This is a genomic window from bacterium (assembly GCA_019912885.1).
In the GTDB taxonomy this organism is placed as follows: domain Bacteria; phylum Lernaellota; class Lernaellaia; order JACKCT01; family JACKCT01; genus JAIOHV01.
This window is the reverse complement of record JAIOHV010000172.1, coordinates 1-16,688: the sequence shown is the minus strand read 5'-3', so window position 1 is coordinate 16,688 and position 16,688 is coordinate 1. Positions and strand designations below refer to the sequence as shown.

Genomic DNA, 16,688 nt, shown 5'->3' with positions numbered 1-16,688 from the left:
CGATGCGAACGACCAAAAGCCCGGCGCGAGGCGCCGTCAGCAATCCGCCGGGGCGGTTTGCTGTCTCAAAAACCGAACGCGATCCGGATATCTGGTGGGACGAGGAGCCGGAACCGGACGCGCGCACTGAGTACATTCCGCTTTCGGTGCGGACGATCATCGCGAAAAACGACTCGCCGGACATCCCGTTTTCGCGCTCCATCAATCCCTACAACGGCTGCGAACACGGGTGCGTTTATTGTTATGCGCGCCCGTCGCACGCCTTCCACGACCTGTCGCCGGGCCTGGATTTCGAAACAAGGATTTTCTACAAGCCCGACGCCGTGGCGAGACTGCGCGCCGAATTGTCGAAGCGCGGCTACGCGCCGGAAATGATCGCGCTTGGCACGAACACCGATCCGTACCAGCCGGCCGAGCGCCGCTTTCACCTGACGCGCGGCATCCTCGAGACGCTTCTCGAGTTCGGGCATCCGTTCGGGATCGTGACCAAATCGTCGCTCGTACTGCGCGACCTGGACATTCTGAAGGCCGGCGCGGCCAAGGACCTGTGCAATGTCTTCATCAGCGTGACGACGCTATCGGACGACACCGCGCGCAAGATGGAGCCGCGCGGCGCCGTACCCGCCGCGCGCCTGCGAACGATCCGCGAATTGCACGCGGCGGGCGTGCCGGTGGGCGTGATGGTCGCGCCGGTCGTGCCGGGCCTGACCGATCACGAGATCGACGCGATCTGCAAGGCGGCGGCCGATGCGGGCGCGGCGAGCGGCGCGTTTCAGATGATGCGCCTGCCGTTTGAGGTCAAGCAGATCTTTGCCGACTGGCTCGGGCAGAAATACCCTGACCGTGCCAATCGCGTATTGAACCGCGTGCGCGATACGCGCGGCGGCGAGCTGAACTCGGCGAAATTCGGCGAACGCATCCGCGGTACGGGGGTTTACGCGGAGATGATCGCGACGCGCTTTGCCGCCGCAAGGAAGCGATACGGTCTCGATCGGCCGGTGCGCCCGCTTTCGACGGAGCATTTTCGCGTGCCGCCCAAAAGTGGCGATCAGATGAAGCTCGTCTGAGGATTCACCGCGAAGGCGCGAAGCGAACGCGAAGCCGACCGCGCACTCCGCTGCGCTACGTTTGCGGCACTGTCTTGTCGCGATGAAAATGCGACGCGGCGCGTCATGGCGGCGTTGACGCTTCATGCCTGCGCTTTTACGATAATCGCTCGGCAACGGATTCGTTGCGTCGCATTTGTTTTCCGCTTGTTCCCCCGGGGGTTCTCATGTCGAAAGAAGTATGGATTGTCGGCGCGGCGCGTACGCCCGTCGGCAGCTTCAACGGCGCGCTTGCGTCGGTTCCCGCGCCGAAACTCGGCGCCATAGCCATCAAGGAAGCGCTCAGCCGCGCCGGCGTCGCGCCGGACGAGGTGAGCGAGGTCATCATGGGGTGCGTTCTGCCGGCCGCGCTCGGCCAGGCGCCCGCGCGCCAGGCGGGGATCTTCGCCGGTCTGCCGAAAAACGTCGGCGCGATGACGATCAACAAGGTTTGCGGATCGGGGCTGAAGGCCGTCGGACTGGCGGCGCAGGCGATCATCGCGGGCGATGCGAAGGTCGTCGTCGCGGGTGGCATGGAGAACATGTCCGCCGCGCCGCATGCGCTGAAGGGCTCGCGCGAGGGCCAGCGCATGGGCGACTGGAAGCTCGTGGATACGATGATTCTCGACGGCCTGTGGGACGCCTACGGCGACGCGCACATGGGCAAATTCGCCGACGAGACGGCGGCCGAGCGCGGCATCACGCGCGAAAAGCTCGATGCGTTCGCGACCGAAAGTTACAAGCGCGCGATCGCGGCGATCGAGTCCGGTAAGTTCAAGGACGAGATCGTTCCGGTGGAAATCGCGGGCAAGAAGGGAACGACGGTTGTCGATACGGACGAAGAGCCGGGCCGCGTGATGTTTGACAAGATCCCGTCCCTAAAACCGGCGTTCACGAAGGACGGCGTTGTGACGGCGGCGAACGCGTCGAGCCTGAACGACGGCGCGGCGGCGCTCGTGGTCGCCGACGCGGAGTACGCGAAATCGAAAGGATGGAAACCGCTAGCCCGCATCGTCGCGCAGGCGACGGCGGCGCGCGAGCCGGAACGCTTCACGCTCGCGCCCATCGACGCGATCAAAAACGCGCTTGCCAAGGCGGACGTGTCGAAGGAGCAGATCGACCTGTGGGAGATCAATCAGGCGTTTTCGGTCGTGTCGCTCGCGACGATGGACGAGCTCGGACTCGACCCGACGAAGGTGGACGTGAACGGCGGCGCCGTGGCGATCGGGCATCCGATCGGCGCGTCCGGTGCGCGCATCCTGACGACGCTTTTATACGCGATGAAGGACCGCGGCGCGCGATACGGTCTCGCGACGCTATGCATCGGCGGCGGCGAGGGCTTCGCGCTGGTGGTGGAGAGAATTTGATTTTCACCGCGAAGGCGCGAAGAAAACGCAAAGAGCGCGAAGGGAAGAATTGGCTGGCGCGAGTGCGCGTGGTCACGGCATTGTAGGAGCGCCTTTCCAGGGCGCGATCGAAGCGGGCGAGCCGCCCGCGGTCCCAAGGGTCGGGGCTCCCGGTCCATTTCTTTGAATCTCATGACGGGGAGTATGAAATGAATTTCGAAACGCTGTTGTACGAGGTGGACGGCCGCGTCGCGACCGTGACGATCAACCGGCCCGACAAGCTGAACGCGCTGAACTCGAGGGTGATCGAGGAACTCGGGCACGTGGTCAAGGAGATCGAGGACGACAAGAACGTGAAGGCCGTCGTTGTGACCGGCGCGGGCGAAAAGGCGTTTGTCGCCGGCGCGGACATCTCCGAGATGCTGAACCTCGACCCCGGCGCGGGGCTCAAGTTCGCCAGGGGCGGGCAGGCCGTTTTTTCGGCAATCGAAAACTCGCCAAAGCCGTTTATCGCCGCGGTCAACGGATTCGCGCTCGGTGGCGGCACAGAGCTCGCGATGGCGTGCGATTTCGTCTACGCGTCGGAGAAGGCGAAGTTCGGGCAGCCGGAGATCAACCTCGGCATCATCCCTGGATTCGGCGGAACGCAGCGCCTGCCGCGTCTTATCGGCCGCGCGCGCGCCAAGGAACTGATGCTGACGGGCGATATGATCGGCGCGGACGAGGCGTATCGCCTGGGGCTCGTCAACAAGGTCCTGCCGCCGGCGGAAGTGCTCGCCGCCGCGAAGGCGACGGCCGCGAAAATCGCGGGCAAGGGCGCGATCGCGATCGCGTCGATTCTCGATGCCGTGAATCGCGGCGTGGACGCCTCGATGGACGAAGGCCTGTCGGTGGAGCGCGACCAGTTCGCGACGCTCTTCTCGACGCACGACAAACAAGAAGGCATGGCCGCGTTTCTCGAAAAACGTCCCGCCAAGTTCGAAGATCGATAACCGCCGTGCGTTTCGAACTCACCGACGAACAAGGCGCGCTTCGCGACATGGTGCGCGATTTCGCGGCCAAAGAGGTGCTGCCTAAAGCCGCGGAAATCGACGAGCATCACCGATATCCGGAAGAGATCATCGCCAGGATGGCCGGCCTTGGCCTGATGGGCATTCCGTATTCGCCGGACTACGGCGGCGCGGGGATGGACTATCTTTCCTACGCGATCGCGGTCGAGGAGATTTCGTACGCGTGCGCGTCGACGGGCGTGGTGCTTTCGGCGCACTCGTCGCTCGCGTGCGATCCGATCGCCAAATGGGGCAGCGAGGATCAGAAGAAGAAGTATCTCTCGCGCATGGCTTCCGGCGAGTGGATCGGCTGTTTCGCGCTCACGGAGCCGCAGGCGGGCTCCGATGCGAGCCGCCAGCACACCTTTGCCGTCAAAAAGGGCGACGGTTGGGCGCTGACCGGCACCAAGAATTTCATCACGAACGGGCGCGAGGCGAAGGTCGCCATCGTGTTCGCGCAGACCGATCGCGAGAAGGGCCATCGCGGCATCACGGCGTTCATCGTCGAGGCCGGCACGCCGGGATTTTCGGTCGGCAAGATCGAGGACAAGCTTGGCATCCGCGGTTCCAGCACGACCGAGCTCGTGTTCGACGGCGCCGTGGTGCCGGACGAAAATCGCCTCGGCGCGATCGGCGACGGCTTCAAGGTCGCGCTGTCCACGCTCGATGGCGGGCGCATCGGCATCGCGGCCCAGGCGATCGGCATCGGCCGGCGCGCGCTCGAGGAATCGGTGAAGTACGCGAAGGAGCGGCAGGCATTCGGGCAGCCGATCAGCAACTTTCAGGCGATCCAGTGGAAGATCGCGGATATGGCGACCGAGCTCGACGCCGCGCGCCTGCTCGCGCATCGCGCCGCATGGATGAAAGACACGGGCCAGAAGTTCACGACGCAGGCGTCGATGGCCAAGCTCTTCGCGGCGGAGGCGGCGATGCGCGCCGTGCGCGAGGGCATCCAGGTCTTCGGCGGGTACGGCTACATCCGCGAATTCCCGATGGAGCGCCTCTACCGCGACGCGAAGATCACCGAGATCTACGAGGGCACAAGCGAAATCCAGCGCCTCGTCATCGCGTCGAACCTCTTCAAGGGATAGCGCGTGGACTTCGCGTTCACCGATGAACAACGGATGATCCGCGAGGCCGTGCGCGATTTCGCCCAGGGCGAGCTTGCGCCGAAGGCCGCGGACGTGGATCGCACCGGGCGATTTCCGATTGAGTCCGTCCGGCAGCTTGCCGGGATGGGTCTTTTCGCCATGTGCGTTCCGGAGGAATTTGGCGGCGGCGCGGCGGGCGCGGTGGCGCAGGCGCTGGCGCAGATGGAAGTCGCCGAGGCCGACGCGTCGCTGTGCGTCGTCATGAGCGTGACCAACATGGTCGCCGAAGCGATCAATCGTGACGGAACGGACGAACAAAAACGGCGCTTCATCCCGATGCTCGTTTCCGGCGAATTCCCTGTCGGCGCGTTCGTGCTCACGGAGGCGCAGGCCGGCTCCGACGCGACGAACATCCGCACGCGCGCCGAGCGCGATGGCGACGCGTACGTGCTGAACGGCCAGAAGGTGTTCATCACGAGCGCGGCATGGGCGAGTGTGTATCTCGTCTTCGCGCGAACGGGCGGAGAAGGATCGGACGGCATCTCCGCGTTTCTCATCGAGCGCGGCACGCCCGGCATGACCGTCGGCAAGGAAGAGAAGAAGATGGGGCTGAACGGCTCCAACACCTGCGAGCTTGTCTTTGAGAATTGCCGCGTGCCGGTCCAAAACCGCGTGCTCGATGAGGGGCGCGGGTTTCGCGTCGCGATGGGATCGCTCGACGGCGGCCGCATCGGCGTGGCAAGCCAGGCGATCGGCATCGGTCGCGCGGCGATGCGCGCCGCGCTGGCGTACGCGCCGACCCGGGAGGCGTTCGGCAAGCCGCTCACCGAAATCGGTGCGATCCAGCACAAGATCGCCGACATGGCGACCGAACTCGACGCGGCCCAGCTTCTGGCGCTGCGCGCCGCGTGGCTCAAGGAGCAGGGACGTGGGCGCTTCACGCGGGAGGCGTCGATGGCCAAGGTCTTCGCCAGCGAAGCGGCCAACCGCGTCTGCAAGGAAGCGGTGCAGGTCTTTGGCGGCTACGGATACTGCACGGACTATCCCGTCGAGCGTCACTATCGCGACTGCAAGGTGACGACGCTCTACGAAGGCACAAGCGAGATCCAGCGCCTCGTCATCGCACGTTCGCTGCTGCGCGACTGATCGCGCGCGACGCGCGCATGCCCGTACCCGGTCCGGTTTCCGAACATTCGACGGTACACTGAGATCACGGAGAAGCCACGGAGGACACGGGGAGTCTTGTCTTCATTTTAGAAAACCCCGTGCTCTCTGTGTCTCCCCTGTGCTGTCCGTGTACCGCCGATTGCGATTTTCCTCCGCACTCGATCGCCCCATTGATGCGCACGCGCCTCGCCGGTAAAACTCGCGCGTGACCGAAAACGCCGCATCCGAAAGCGCGCCGGAGCCCGCCGCGAAAACGCCGCGCCGCCGCGAGCTCGATTTTCTGCGCGGGCTTGCGCTCGTGGTGATGACGGTCGGGCATCCGCTGCGCGTGAATCTTGCGGAAACATCGGTAGATGTGGTGCGTTTTCATTACAACGTCTACGGCGAGCTGTTCTCCGCGATGTTCATGTTCATGAGCGCGATCAACGTGCAGAACTTCGTGGCATCCGCCGCGCGCACGCCGGATTTCGATGCGACGCGCTTTTACGTGCGCGCGTCCGTCGCGCTTTATCTAATGGGCTCGACGTACAACATGATCGTCGGGACGCTGGTGGTCATCGACATCATCCAGGCGATCGCCGTCGGAACGCTGTTCGCTTACATGCTGCTTCGCATTCGCGCGTCCGCGATTTCGCTCGCCATCATCACCGCCGCGCTGCTTGCGGCAGGGTTGGCGATCGTCGGGCCGCAGCCGCTCGGCGAACACACGCTCGAGCGCGTCGGATGGCTGCGCTACGCGGTGGCGATGTTCGGGCCGATCCCGTGGCTCGGGTTTTTCAGCTATGGATTGCTCATCGACCGCATCCCGCGCGGGCGCGCGGAGCTTGTCGCGATACCGCTCGCGCTGGCGTTATTTGTCGCGGGTCATTTCCTGCCGCCGCTTGAAGGGACAAAACCCGCCGCGTTGCTATTCAAGGCGAACCCGCGCTACCTCGTGATGGCGCTTGGCCTGTTGCCGTTCTTGCACCTGGCCTGCCGGCGCTGGTATCGAGGAGGATTTCCGGTTGCGCGTCTTCTGGAATGGTGGGGCACCGAGAGCCTCGTCTTTCTCGTGTTCCACTGGTTTTTCATCTTCATGCTGCGCCCGTGGCAGCTCGCGTTTGAACACCGGTTCAACGAATCGGTCGGCGCCTGGGCGTCGGGCATCGTCACGCTGTTCATGATGGCGTTGACCGTGCGCCTCATCGCCGAGCGCCGCGACGCGTGGCTTAAAAAGCCCGAGTTTCCGAAAAAGGCGTGGCGCGTCTTTTACGCCGGCCTCGCCGGCTGGATGATGTGTTTTCTCGTCGCGCTTGCCGCCGCGAGCCGCGGCATTGCGCCCGGCGCGAAGGCGATGCGCGCCGTCGCCGTCGTGTTCGCGTTCGCGGCCGCGTTTTCGTTTACGATTCTGTACCCGCACGTCCGCATGCGCCTTCGCGAGCGTTCGATGCGCCCGGCCGCGCCATGAGCGCGCCGATGATGCCCGTAAACGCGCCGGGTGCCGCGCCCGTCTCGCGGCGGCGCGAGCTCGATTTTTTGCGCGGGCTGGCGCTTATCGTGATGACGATCGGCCACCCGTTGCGCGCGAACGTGTATGGCGAGGACGTGACGGTCGATCCGCTGCGCCTTTTGTACAACCACTACGGCGAGCTTTTCTCCGCGCTTTTCATGTTCGCCTCCGGCATCAACGTCCAGAATTTTCTCGCGAGCGCGGCAAGGCACCCGAACCTGAACGCGACGCGCTTCTACCTGAAAAGCTCCGTGGCGTTATTCGCGCTCGGCTGGACGTACAACCTGTGCGTCGGCACGTCGCTTTTCATCGACATCATCCAGGCCATCGCGATCGGCACGCTCGTCACGTACATCTTTTTGCGGATGCGCGCGCCGACGTGGCTGATGACGCTCTACGTGCTGTTCGTATTTTTCGCGGCGCTGGCGATCGTCGGCCCCGGGCCCATCACCGACGCCACGATGGAGCGCGTACGGCCGATCCGCTATTTCATCGCGTTCTTCGGGCCGATTCCGTGGACGGGCTTTTTCATCTACGGCGTCATTGTCGATCGCACGAGCCGCGCGGCGAGCGGGCGCCGGCGGTGGATGATCGCCGGCGCGCTGTTGTTCGCGTTCGCGCACCTGCTGCCGCCGCTTCGTGGCACGACGCCCGCGGTGTTCCTTTTGAAGGCGAACGCGCGCTACCTCGTCATGGCCGCCGGTCTTTTACCGCTGCTCCTTACGATCGGCGAGACCTTCTATCGCGGCGAGTCGAAAGCCGGGCGCGCCATCGAATATTGGGGGCAGGAAAGCCTTGTCTTTCTTGTCGTCCATTGGGTTTACATCTTCTACATCGGCATCGCGCTTTCGGTCGCCGTCCCGAACATCGGCGATAACCCCGCCGCGTGGATCACCGGTCTGGCGACATTCGCGCTGATGACCGTCAGTGTGCGCCCGATCGCGGCGTGGCGCGACGCCTGGGCGAAACGCGCGGGCTTCTTGAAATGGGCGCTCGCCGCGTTCGTGTTCGCGATGTGGGGCTGGAGCACGATGATGGCGCGCCTTGGCAAGCTCGCGTTCCAGGCCGGGCAGCTCATCACCCAGATCGACCTCACACTGAGCGCCACGCCGACGTACCTGACGTTTTTCGCCAAGCAGAATTTCGCGTTCCTTGCGGCGCTGACGTTCTGCTTCATCTATCCGAGCCTGCGCGCGCGGTTCCGGCGGACGTCGACGCGTAGGCCGTGAGTCGCGGGCGCGCGGCGCGTTGCGACGTCAGGGCCGCAAGCGCGGTCGCGCCCGTGGCGCGACGGAGCGCGCGGTCGATACCGCATCACCATCACCGCGTCCTATGCATACCCCAACATTTTTGATTAACTGACGCATTCATCGATTCGAGGGACGGCATGGCGATCGAAGGACTGAAAGAGAAAGACTTTACCGCGTACGACGGCACGCGCATCCGCTATCAGGATGTCGGCGAGGGGCCGGTCATCGTTCTCGCGAACGGCCTCGGCGGTTCGTTTGTCGTGTGGGAGTACCTCGTTCGCCACCTGATGAAGACGCACCGCGTGCTGTGTTGGGATTATCGCGGGCTGTTCAAGTCCGGGCGGCCCGACCTTTCGCGCTGCACGATTCCCGATCATGCCGACGACCTCGCGCGGCTCATGGATATCGAGAGCGTGGACGAAGCGACGCTCGTCGGGTGGAGCATGGGGTCGCAGGTGGTGCTGGAACACGCACTGCGCCGGCCGGAGCGTACGACGGCGATCGTGCTTCTTTGCGGCGCGGCCGGGCGGCCGTTCGACACCGCCCTGCACACGCACTACGCCGGTTACGTGTTGCCGCCGCTTTTCCATCTGATGAAGGCCGCGCATCGGCCATACGAGCTGATCGTGCGGCAGCTCGCGCATTTTCCGCAGGCGGTGGACATCATTGGCGCGACGGGGCTTTTCTGGCAGGGAGGCGGCGAGCTGATCCGTGAGATGCTCGTCGAATACGTCAACATGGAGATGGACACCTACGCGCAGATCATGATCGAGCTCGGCCGGCACGACGCGCGGCCGTTTTTACGGGAGATCACCATGCCGGCGTGCGTCATCGCCGCGACCAGGGATTTTTTCACGCCCGTCGCGGTCGCCGAGGACGCAAGCAAGATGCTGCCGGATTGCCGTCTGCATGTGCTTGAAGGCGGCACGCACTACGCGCCTCTCGAGATGCCCGGCGAAATCAACCGCTACATCGAGGCGTTCATTCAGGAAATGGTCGTGCCGCGGCGACGCGGGACGATGCGCGTCGTAAGCGGCGACGCGGATAACGCACCCGCGCCGAAACCGAAGGCGCCGCGCAAGCCGCGCAAGCCGCGCGGTTCGGCGAACGCGTGATGGGGCGCCGGCGAGATCCTTCGCTCCGCTCAGGATGACAAGAGCGCTCAGGATGACAAGAGCGTTCAGGACGACACTCCTCTCAGAATGACAAGCCGATTCCGATTCGAAGTGCGTGCAACCGATGGCGACGCGCGCGCGGGGGCGATGCACACCGCGCACGGCGTGGTGGAGACGCCCGTCTTCATGCCTGTCGGAACGCAGGGGACCGTCAAGGCGCTCGGCCCGGACGACCTTGCGGCGACCGGCACCGAGATCCTCCTTGGCAACACGTTTCATCTGTATCTGCGCCCGGGGCACGACCTGATCCGCACGCTTGGCGGCCTGCACAAATTCATGGGCTGGCCGCGCGCGATCCTCACGGACTCTGGCGGCTTTCAGGTCTTTTCGCTCGCGAAGCTCCGCAAGATCGACGAGGACGGCGTCACGTTTCAAAGCCCGGTTGACGGCAGCCGGCACCGGTTCACGCCCGAGAGCGCCATTGGGATTCAGGAGGCGCTCGGCGCGGACATCGCGATGGCGTTCGACGAGTGCCCGCCGTATCCCGCGCCGCGGGCGGACGTGGAACGCGCGACGGCGCTGACCGCGCGCTGGGCCGCGCGGTGCCTGGCGGCGAAGACGCGCGAGGATCAGGCGCTTTTCGGCATCGTGCAGGGCGGCATGCACGAGGACCTGCGTGCGAAGAGCGTGGAGGAGATCGTCGCGCTCGGCTTTGACGGCTACGCCTTGGGCGGCCTGTCGGTCGGCGAGGACAAGGAGACGATGCTGCGCATCATGGCGCACGCGGTGCCGCTTTTGCCGGCGGATCGCCCGCGCTACGTCATGGGCATCGGCACGCCGAACGATCTGCTCGACGCGATCCGCCTGGGCGTGGATATGTTCGACTGCGTCATGCCGACAAGAAACGCGAGGAACGGGCAGGCGTTCACGAGTGACGGCAAGGTGATCATCCGCAACGCGATCCATCGCGACGCCGATATCCCGCTGGACGCCGAATGCGCCTGCTACACCTGCCGCACGTTCTCGCGGGCGTACCTTCGCCACCTGTTTCTGGCGGACGAAATTCTCGTACACCGCCTGTTGACCATCCACAATGTGGCGTACTACATCGCACTTGTGAAAGGCGCGCGCGCGGCCATTTACGAGGGGCGATTCGCGGACTACTATGCGCGCCGCTTCATGCCGGAAACTTCCGCGTCTGACATCTCCGAGGAGCCGTGATGTTTTTTTTCGCGACAAACGCCTATGCCCAGGGCGCCGGCGGTTCGCCGGGCGAGGCGGCGTTCAATATCGTCCCGATCGTCCTGATCGTCCTGGTGTTCTATTTTTTCATCCTGCGTCCGCAGTCCAAACGCGCCAAGGAGCACAAGACATTCCTGGAGGCGCTCAAGCGCGGCGACAAGGTGGTGACGGCCAGCGGCATCATCGGCTCGGTGGTGGCTGTCGACGACACGCGCGGCGTGGTGACGCTGGAGATCGCCAAGGATACGCAGGTCAAGTTCGTGAAGAGCCAGGTGAGCAGCTATCACAAGGCGGACGAAGCCGCAAAGTCGTAGGCATTTCGTGCCGGACAAGGGGCGACCGCAACCGGCGCCGGTCATGGGAACGGGCCGGATCGGCCGCGGCGGATTTGACGGGCGCCCCGGTTGCCACGCGGGGGCAAACTGATTAGTCTTCGGCGCCGCCCATGCGGGCGCGCACCCATTTCCCGGACCGGAGCCGAGATTTTTCATGCGTAAGAACCTGACGCCGCGCACGGTGCTCGTTCTCGGAGTGCTCGGCCTTTGCGTGGTGTTCCTGCTACCGAACATCTTCGGCAAAGAGACGATCCAGTTCGGCCCCGCGCGGCTGGATTCGATCAACCTCGGCCTCGACCTGAAGGGCGGCATGCACGTCGTGCTCGCCGTGCAAACGGAAAAGGCCATCACGGACGAGGTCGGAAACGACGCCAAGCGGCTCGATGAGGCGCTCGCGGAAAAAAACGCAAAGCCCGCGAGCGTGGAGGTCGTCGACGGCCTTCGCCTGCGCCTGACGTTCGCCACCGACGCCATGCGCGAGCAGGCCAAGGCCTACCTGAACGAATACTGGTCGCGCTACGAAATTGACGATCAGGGCAGCGCGCTTGTGCTCGCGATGGATCCGCGTGAGATCGACTACCTGAAGCAGAACGCTTTGTTGCAGGCGCAGGAGACGATCACCAACCGCATCGACGAATTCGCGGTGAAGGAACCGCAGATCTACACGCAAGGTTCCGATCAGATCGTCGTCCGGCTGCCGGGCATCGTCGATCCGGAACGCGCCAAGTCGCTCATCGGCAAAACGGCGGTTCTGGAATTCAAGATTCTCGCGGAGCCGGGACACCGGGCGAACACGCGCGAGGAGCTCGAACAGCGTTTCGGGAGCCTGCTCAACCAGGGATACGAAATTTACGCCTCGTCCGAGAAGGAACGGAACCTCGGCGGTTACTACCTTCTGAAGAAGGTCCCGGACGCATCGGGCAAGGATCTCGTCGACGCGCGGCGCTCCGTGGACAATCTCCAGCGGCCCGCGGTGAGCTTCCAGTTCGGCTCCGGCGGCGCGAAGCAGTTCGCCGAGCTGACCGGCGCGAACATCGGAAAGCCGCTGGTCATCCTTCTCGACGATAAGGTGGTGAGCGCGCCGAACGTTCAGTCGCGCATCTTCGCGCACGGCCAGATCACCGGCGATTTCACGAACGACGAGGCGCGCGATCTGGCCATCGTGTTGCGCGCCGGATCGCTTCCGGTGCCGGTCGAGATCGAGGAAGAGCGCACCGTCGGCCCGACGCTCGGCGAGGACTCGATAAAAAAGGGCTTCCTGTCCTTTATCGTCGGCGGCGCGGCCGTCGTCATCTTCATGATCATCTACTACCGGCGCGCGGGCGCCATCGCGGTCGGCGCGCTTGTCGCGAACGTGCTCATGATCATGGGCGGCCTCGCGCTTTTCGGCGCCACGCTGACCTTGCCGGGCATCGCGGGCATCATCCTGACGATCGGCATGGCCGTGGACGCGAACGTCATCGTCAACGAGCGCATCCGCGAGGAATTGCGCGCCGGCAAGACGCCGAGAAGCGCGGTGGAGTCGGGCTACGACAAGGCGCTGTCCGCGGTCCTGGATTCGAACATCACGACCGCGCTCGCCGGCATTTTTCTCTACCAGTTCGGCACCGGTCCGATTCGCGGGTTCGCGGTCACGCTGATGATCGGTCTTGCCGCCACGGTTTTCACCGCCGTCATTTGCACGCGCCTTGTCTATGACCACATCTTCCAGCGCCGTCGCACGATGAAGACGCTTTCCATCTGAGGGTCGGTATGGAGTTCATCAAACCCGGAACCAATATCGACTTCCTGAAGTTTTCGCGCCCGGCGGCGATCTTTTCGGGCGTCCTCATCGTGGTGTCGTTCGCCGTATTCTTCCTGAAGGGCTTCAACTACGGCATCGACTTCGCGGGCGGCGTGGAACTCCGCGCGCAGTTTCCCGAGGGCGTGACGGCGGGCGAGGTCCGCGACACCGTGACGGGCGCCGGCATCGGCGGAGCCGATGTTGTGTCGTTCATGATCGAGGGGCGCAACGTCTTTGCCATCAAGGCCAAGGGACAGGCGCCTCAAGCGGGCGACGGCGAGGAAGCGCTCCCGGACACCGTTCATCGCATCGTCGAGGCGCTTAATGCGCGTTTCGGCAGTGTGGAAATCGTCTCCACCGATATGGTCGGCGCGCGCGTCGGCGCGGATCTGCGGCGGAAGGCCTTGTCCGCGGTGACCTTCTCGATGCTCGGCATCCTCGCGTATCTCGCGTGGCGCTTTAACGTCCGCTACTCGCCGGGCGCCGTCATCGCCATCGCGCACGACGTCATCATCGTCGCCGGCGCCTTCGCGCTCACCGGCCGGGAGATATCCCTGACGGTCGTCGCCGCGCTTTTGACCATCGCCGGTTATTCGGTGAACGACACGATCGTCGTGTTTGACCGCATCCGCGAAGGCCATACGACCTATCGCGGCATGGAACTGAGCGCGCTCGTCAACCGCTGCCTCAACGACACGCTCTCGCGCACGATTCTCACCTCGCTGACCGTCCTCTTGGTCGTCGCGGCGATGTACGCGCTCGGCTCGGAGATCATCCGCGACTTCTCCTTCGCCCTGCTGCTTGGCGTTTTCGTCGGCACTTATTCGACGCTGTTCATCGCCACGCCGACGTACGTCGCGCTCGAGGCGTATTCCCGCCGCCGCCGGCAGGCGACACGCAAGCGCTGACCATGCCCCGGCGCCGCTGGATCGAGCTTCCCCGCAACGACGACAGCGCGAGGCGGCTCGCGAAGGCGCTCGACCTCACGCCGCTCGCCGCCACTGTACTCGCGCAGCGCGGCTTTGCGGACGCCGCCGCGGCAGCGACCCCAAGGCCGGCTTCAGGAACGACTCGGCCGCGGCCGGTCGGCGTCGCCGGGCTTGCTCGCGCCGTCGAACTGATTCTCGACGCGCTCGATAAGCGCGATCCCATCTGCGTTTACGGCGACTACGACGTGGACGGCACGACCGCGACGGCGCTTCTGCTCGACGTTTTCGAGGCGCTCGGCCATCCCGCATTCTATGCGCTGCCCGAGCGCGACGACCACGGATACGGCTTTCACGCCTCGATCGTCGAGGCCGTCGTGACACGCGGCGCGAAACTCATCATCACCGTCGACACGGGCATCACGGGTCACGAGGCGTGCGAAACGGCCAGGCGCCTCGGCGCGCGCGTCATCGTGACGGATCATCACGAGTTGCCCGAAACGATGCCGTGCGCCGACGCGATCGTGAACCCGCATCAGGCGGGGTGCGCCTTCGCCGGGCACGCGCTGGCCGGCGTTGGCATCGCATTTTTCCTCGCGGGCGCGCTCCGGGCGGAACTTGCGCGGCGCGGCGTCATCGCGCGCGACGATCTCGACCTTCGCGACACGCTCGATCTTGTCGCGCTCGGCACGGTGGCCGATCTCGCGCCGATCACCGGGGTCAACCGCATTCTCGTCACGGCGGGGCTGGCGAGGCTCGATCAGCGGAAACGACCGGGCGTGGCGGCACTGGCTGAGGTGGCGGGCCTTTCCGGCAAGCGCATGACCTGCGGGCACATCGGTTTCGCGCTCGGCCCGCGCCTGAACGCGGCGGGGCGGCTTGCGTCCGCGGCCGCCGCGGTCGATCTGCTGCGCACGCGCGATGGGGCCGAGGCCGCGCGCCTTTCCGAGGCGCTCGACCGCGATAACAACCGGCGCCGCCAGATCGAGCAATCGATCCTGGATCGCGCCCGCCGGGTGGTGGAAGACGTCGTCGCCCCGCGCGGGATGTTCACGCTGGTCGTCCCCGGCGACGGGTGGCATCACGGCGTCGTGGGCATCGTCGCGAGCCGCATCGTGGACGAATTTCACCGCCCGGCGATCGTCATCGGGTTCGACGGCGACCAGGGGCGCGGAAGCGGGCGTTCGATCGGCGGTTTCGATCTTTTCGCCGCGGTGAACGCCTGCGGAGGGCACCTCGAGAAATTCGGTGGGCACGCACAGGCGGTCGGGCTGACGATCCAGCGCGAAAATCTCGAGCCCTTCATGGCCGCCTTCGAAACGCACGCGCGCTCGCATCTTCGCGCGGACGATCTGCTGCCGAGCCTGCAAATCAACGCGGTCTGCCCGGTCGACGAGGCCGACGAGCGCACGGCGCGGCAGATCGACCGGATGGCGCCGTTCGGCATCGGCAATCCGACGCCGGTGCTGGCGACGCGCGGCGCCCGCGTGGTGCACAAGGAAATCCTCAAGGGACAGCATCTCAAGCTGCGCCTGGCCACCGCCGGTTCGGGCGCCGTCACCGCCATGGGCTGGCGCATGGCCGACCGCTATGGCGACGTCGCCGAGCGCGTCGATATCGCCTTCACGCTCGGAATCAACGAATTCAACGGCCGGCGCGACGTTCAGTTCACCATCCGGGATTTCTGACCCGGCGGCCGATCCTCGTTAGGCACCTCGCATCGCGCGAAAAATCCGACAAAAACGCGTGGACGCGGCGCTCGGCCGGGAGTACATTCGACCAAGGTTATTCAAGGAAACTAGACCGCCCGATCGCCACCGGAGCTTGCGTTTTGCGGCCCGCCCGAATCGAGCGGTTACGAAGTGGCCGTCAATCTTTTCTCTTTTTTCGAGGTTCATCATGCGTATTTGCGTCGGAATCCCTGCGTATAACGCGGCGCCCACCGTCGCGCGCGTTGTCGAGGCCGTTTTGGGCCAGACGCGCGCCGCGGACGAGATCATCGTCATCGACGACGCGTCGACGGACGGAACGGGCGCGGAGGCCGCCGCGGCCGGCGCCCGAGTGTTGACGCACTCCCGCAACCTCGGCCTTGCCGCGGCCCGTAACACGATCTGGCGCGCGACGGAGGCCGACGTCGTCGTCTATTTCGATGCGGACGCCGTGCCGTACGAAGATTGCATCGCGTCGCTCTTGCGGCCGTTTCGCAAGAAGCGCGTCGGCGCGGTCGGCGGGCGGGGCCTGGAAGCCGCGATCGTCAATTCGGTGCAGCGCTGGCGCGCGCGCACGACGCCGCAGGACCACGGAACGCACGCCATCGACGGCGCCTGGATGGTGATGGGTCTTTGCTGCGCGTTTCGGCGCGACGCGCTCGAGAAGGTTGGCGGATTCGACGCCTCCTTCGAGCGCGCCGGGGAAGACGTCGATATCAGCATCCGCCTCGCGCAGGCGGGATTCACGCTCGTTTACGAGCCCAAGGCGCAAGTCGATCACGTTCCGGGCGGCGGGCTTTACGCGGTGACCCGCCAGGCGTTCCGGCACTCGTATTTCGCAAGCTACGCGCTCGGCAAGAACCGCAAGAGCGCCAAGCCGTATCTGACCGAGACGGTCCGGCACCTCTCGCGCTCGGCCGCCGGCGACCTGGCCGAGGGCCGGCTCGGCGACACGATGATCGGCCTAGTGAACCTCGCCGCCCGAGCCGCGGGGTGCGTCATGGGCCGGGCCGTTGCACAAACGGCGATCCATCGGGGGCGCCCGGCGCCGCCGGCCGCCGTAGCCGGCGTCGATGGTGACGGCGCGGCGTCCGCATCGAA

Annotated in this window: 14 protein-coding genes; all 14 read left to right on the top strand. The window is 65.3% G+C overall.

The genetic code is table 11. The features are described 5' to 3' along the window. Nucleotides 1-2 precede the first annotated feature (2 nt). Complete coding sequence (locus K8I61_15050) at nucleotides 3-1,067, top strand: PA0069 family radical SAM protein (GenBank protein ID MBZ0273354.1); 1,065 nt, start codon at nucleotides 3-5, stop codon at nucleotides 1,065-1,067. A 206-nt stretch (nucleotides 1,068-1,273) separates the two neighbouring features. Next, nucleotides 1,274-2,452 carry an acetyl-CoA C-acetyltransferase gene (locus K8I61_15045; GenBank protein ID MBZ0273353.1) on the top strand — a complete coding sequence of 393 codons (1,179 nt, stop codon included), beginning with the start codon at nucleotides 1,274-1,276 and terminating at the stop codon, nucleotides 2,450-2,452. Nucleotides 2,453-2,640: 188 nt separating this feature from the next. Beyond that, the gene (locus K8I61_15040) at nucleotides 2,641-3,423 is read left to right on the top strand and encodes an enoyl-CoA hydratase/isomerase family protein (protein MBZ0273352.1); all 783 of its coding nucleotides are present in this window, start codon (nucleotides 2,641-2,643) and stop codon (nucleotides 3,421-3,423) included. Nucleotides 3,424-3,428: 5 nt separating this feature from the next. Continuing rightward, complete coding sequence (locus tag K8I61_15035; GenBank protein MBZ0273351.1) at nucleotides 3,429-4,571, top strand: acyl-CoA dehydrogenase; 1,143 nt, start codon at nucleotides 3,429-3,431, stop codon at nucleotides 4,569-4,571. 3 nt (nucleotides 4,572-4,574) lie between these two features. After that, nucleotides 4,575-5,717 (top strand): acyl-CoA dehydrogenase family protein, encoded by a 1,143-nt coding sequence (locus K8I61_15030; protein MBZ0273350.1) that lies wholly within the window; start codon nucleotides 4,575-4,577, stop codon nucleotides 5,715-5,717. A gap of 226 nt (nucleotides 5,718-5,943) precedes the next feature. Beyond that, nucleotides 5,944-7,185, top strand: coding sequence for an acyltransferase (locus K8I61_15025; protein ID MBZ0273349.1), 1,242 nt, complete (start codon nucleotides 5,944-5,946; stop codon nucleotides 7,183-7,185). 8 nt (nucleotides 7,186-7,193) lie between these two features. After that, on the top strand, nucleotides 7,194-8,456 hold the full coding sequence (locus tag K8I61_15020) for a DUF1624 domain-containing protein (protein MBZ0273348.1): 1,263 nt from the start codon (nucleotides 7,194-7,196) through the stop codon (nucleotides 8,454-8,456). 158 nt (nucleotides 8,457-8,614) lie between these two features. Beyond that, nucleotides 8,615-9,592: an alpha/beta hydrolase gene (locus K8I61_15015; GenBank protein ID MBZ0273347.1), complete on the top strand. Its 978-nt coding sequence runs from the start codon at nucleotides 8,615-8,617 to the stop codon at nucleotides 9,590-9,592. 87 nt (nucleotides 9,593-9,679) lie between these two features. Continuing rightward, the gene (gene tgt / locus K8I61_15010; GenBank protein MBZ0273346.1) at nucleotides 9,680-10,813 is read left to right on the top strand and encodes a tRNA guanosine(34) transglycosylase Tgt; all 1,134 of its coding nucleotides are present in this window, start codon (nucleotides 9,680-9,682) and stop codon (nucleotides 10,811-10,813) included. Continuing rightward, nucleotides 10,810-11,148, top strand: coding sequence for a preprotein translocase subunit YajC (yajC, locus tag K8I61_15005; protein ID MBZ0273345.1), 339 nt, complete (start codon nucleotides 10,810-10,812; stop codon nucleotides 11,146-11,148). The genes tgt and yajC overlap by 4 nt, the downstream gene beginning before the upstream one ends. Nucleotides 11,149-11,323: 175 nt before the next feature. Next, a complete protein-coding gene (secD, locus tag K8I61_15000; GenBank protein MBZ0273344.1) occupies nucleotides 11,324-12,913 on the top strand; it encodes a protein translocase subunit SecD in 1,590 nt (529 codons plus the stop codon). Between the two features lie 8 nt (nucleotides 12,914-12,921). Next, the gene (secF, locus tag K8I61_14995; protein ID MBZ0273343.1) at nucleotides 12,922-13,860 is read left to right on the top strand and encodes a protein translocase subunit SecF; all 939 of its coding nucleotides are present in this window, start codon (nucleotides 12,922-12,924) and stop codon (nucleotides 13,858-13,860) included. A gap of 2 nt (nucleotides 13,861-13,862) precedes the next feature. Further along, on the top strand, nucleotides 13,863-15,566 hold the full coding sequence (gene recJ / locus K8I61_14990) for a single-stranded-DNA-specific exonuclease RecJ (protein MBZ0273342.1): 1,704 nt from the start codon (nucleotides 13,863-13,865) through the stop codon (nucleotides 15,564-15,566). Nucleotides 15,567-15,777: 211 nt separating this feature from the next. Beyond that, nucleotides 15,778-16,688, top strand: a 911-nt coding sequence (locus K8I61_14985) for a glycosyltransferase (GenBank protein MBZ0273341.1), incomplete at its 3' end; no start/stop codon positions are given.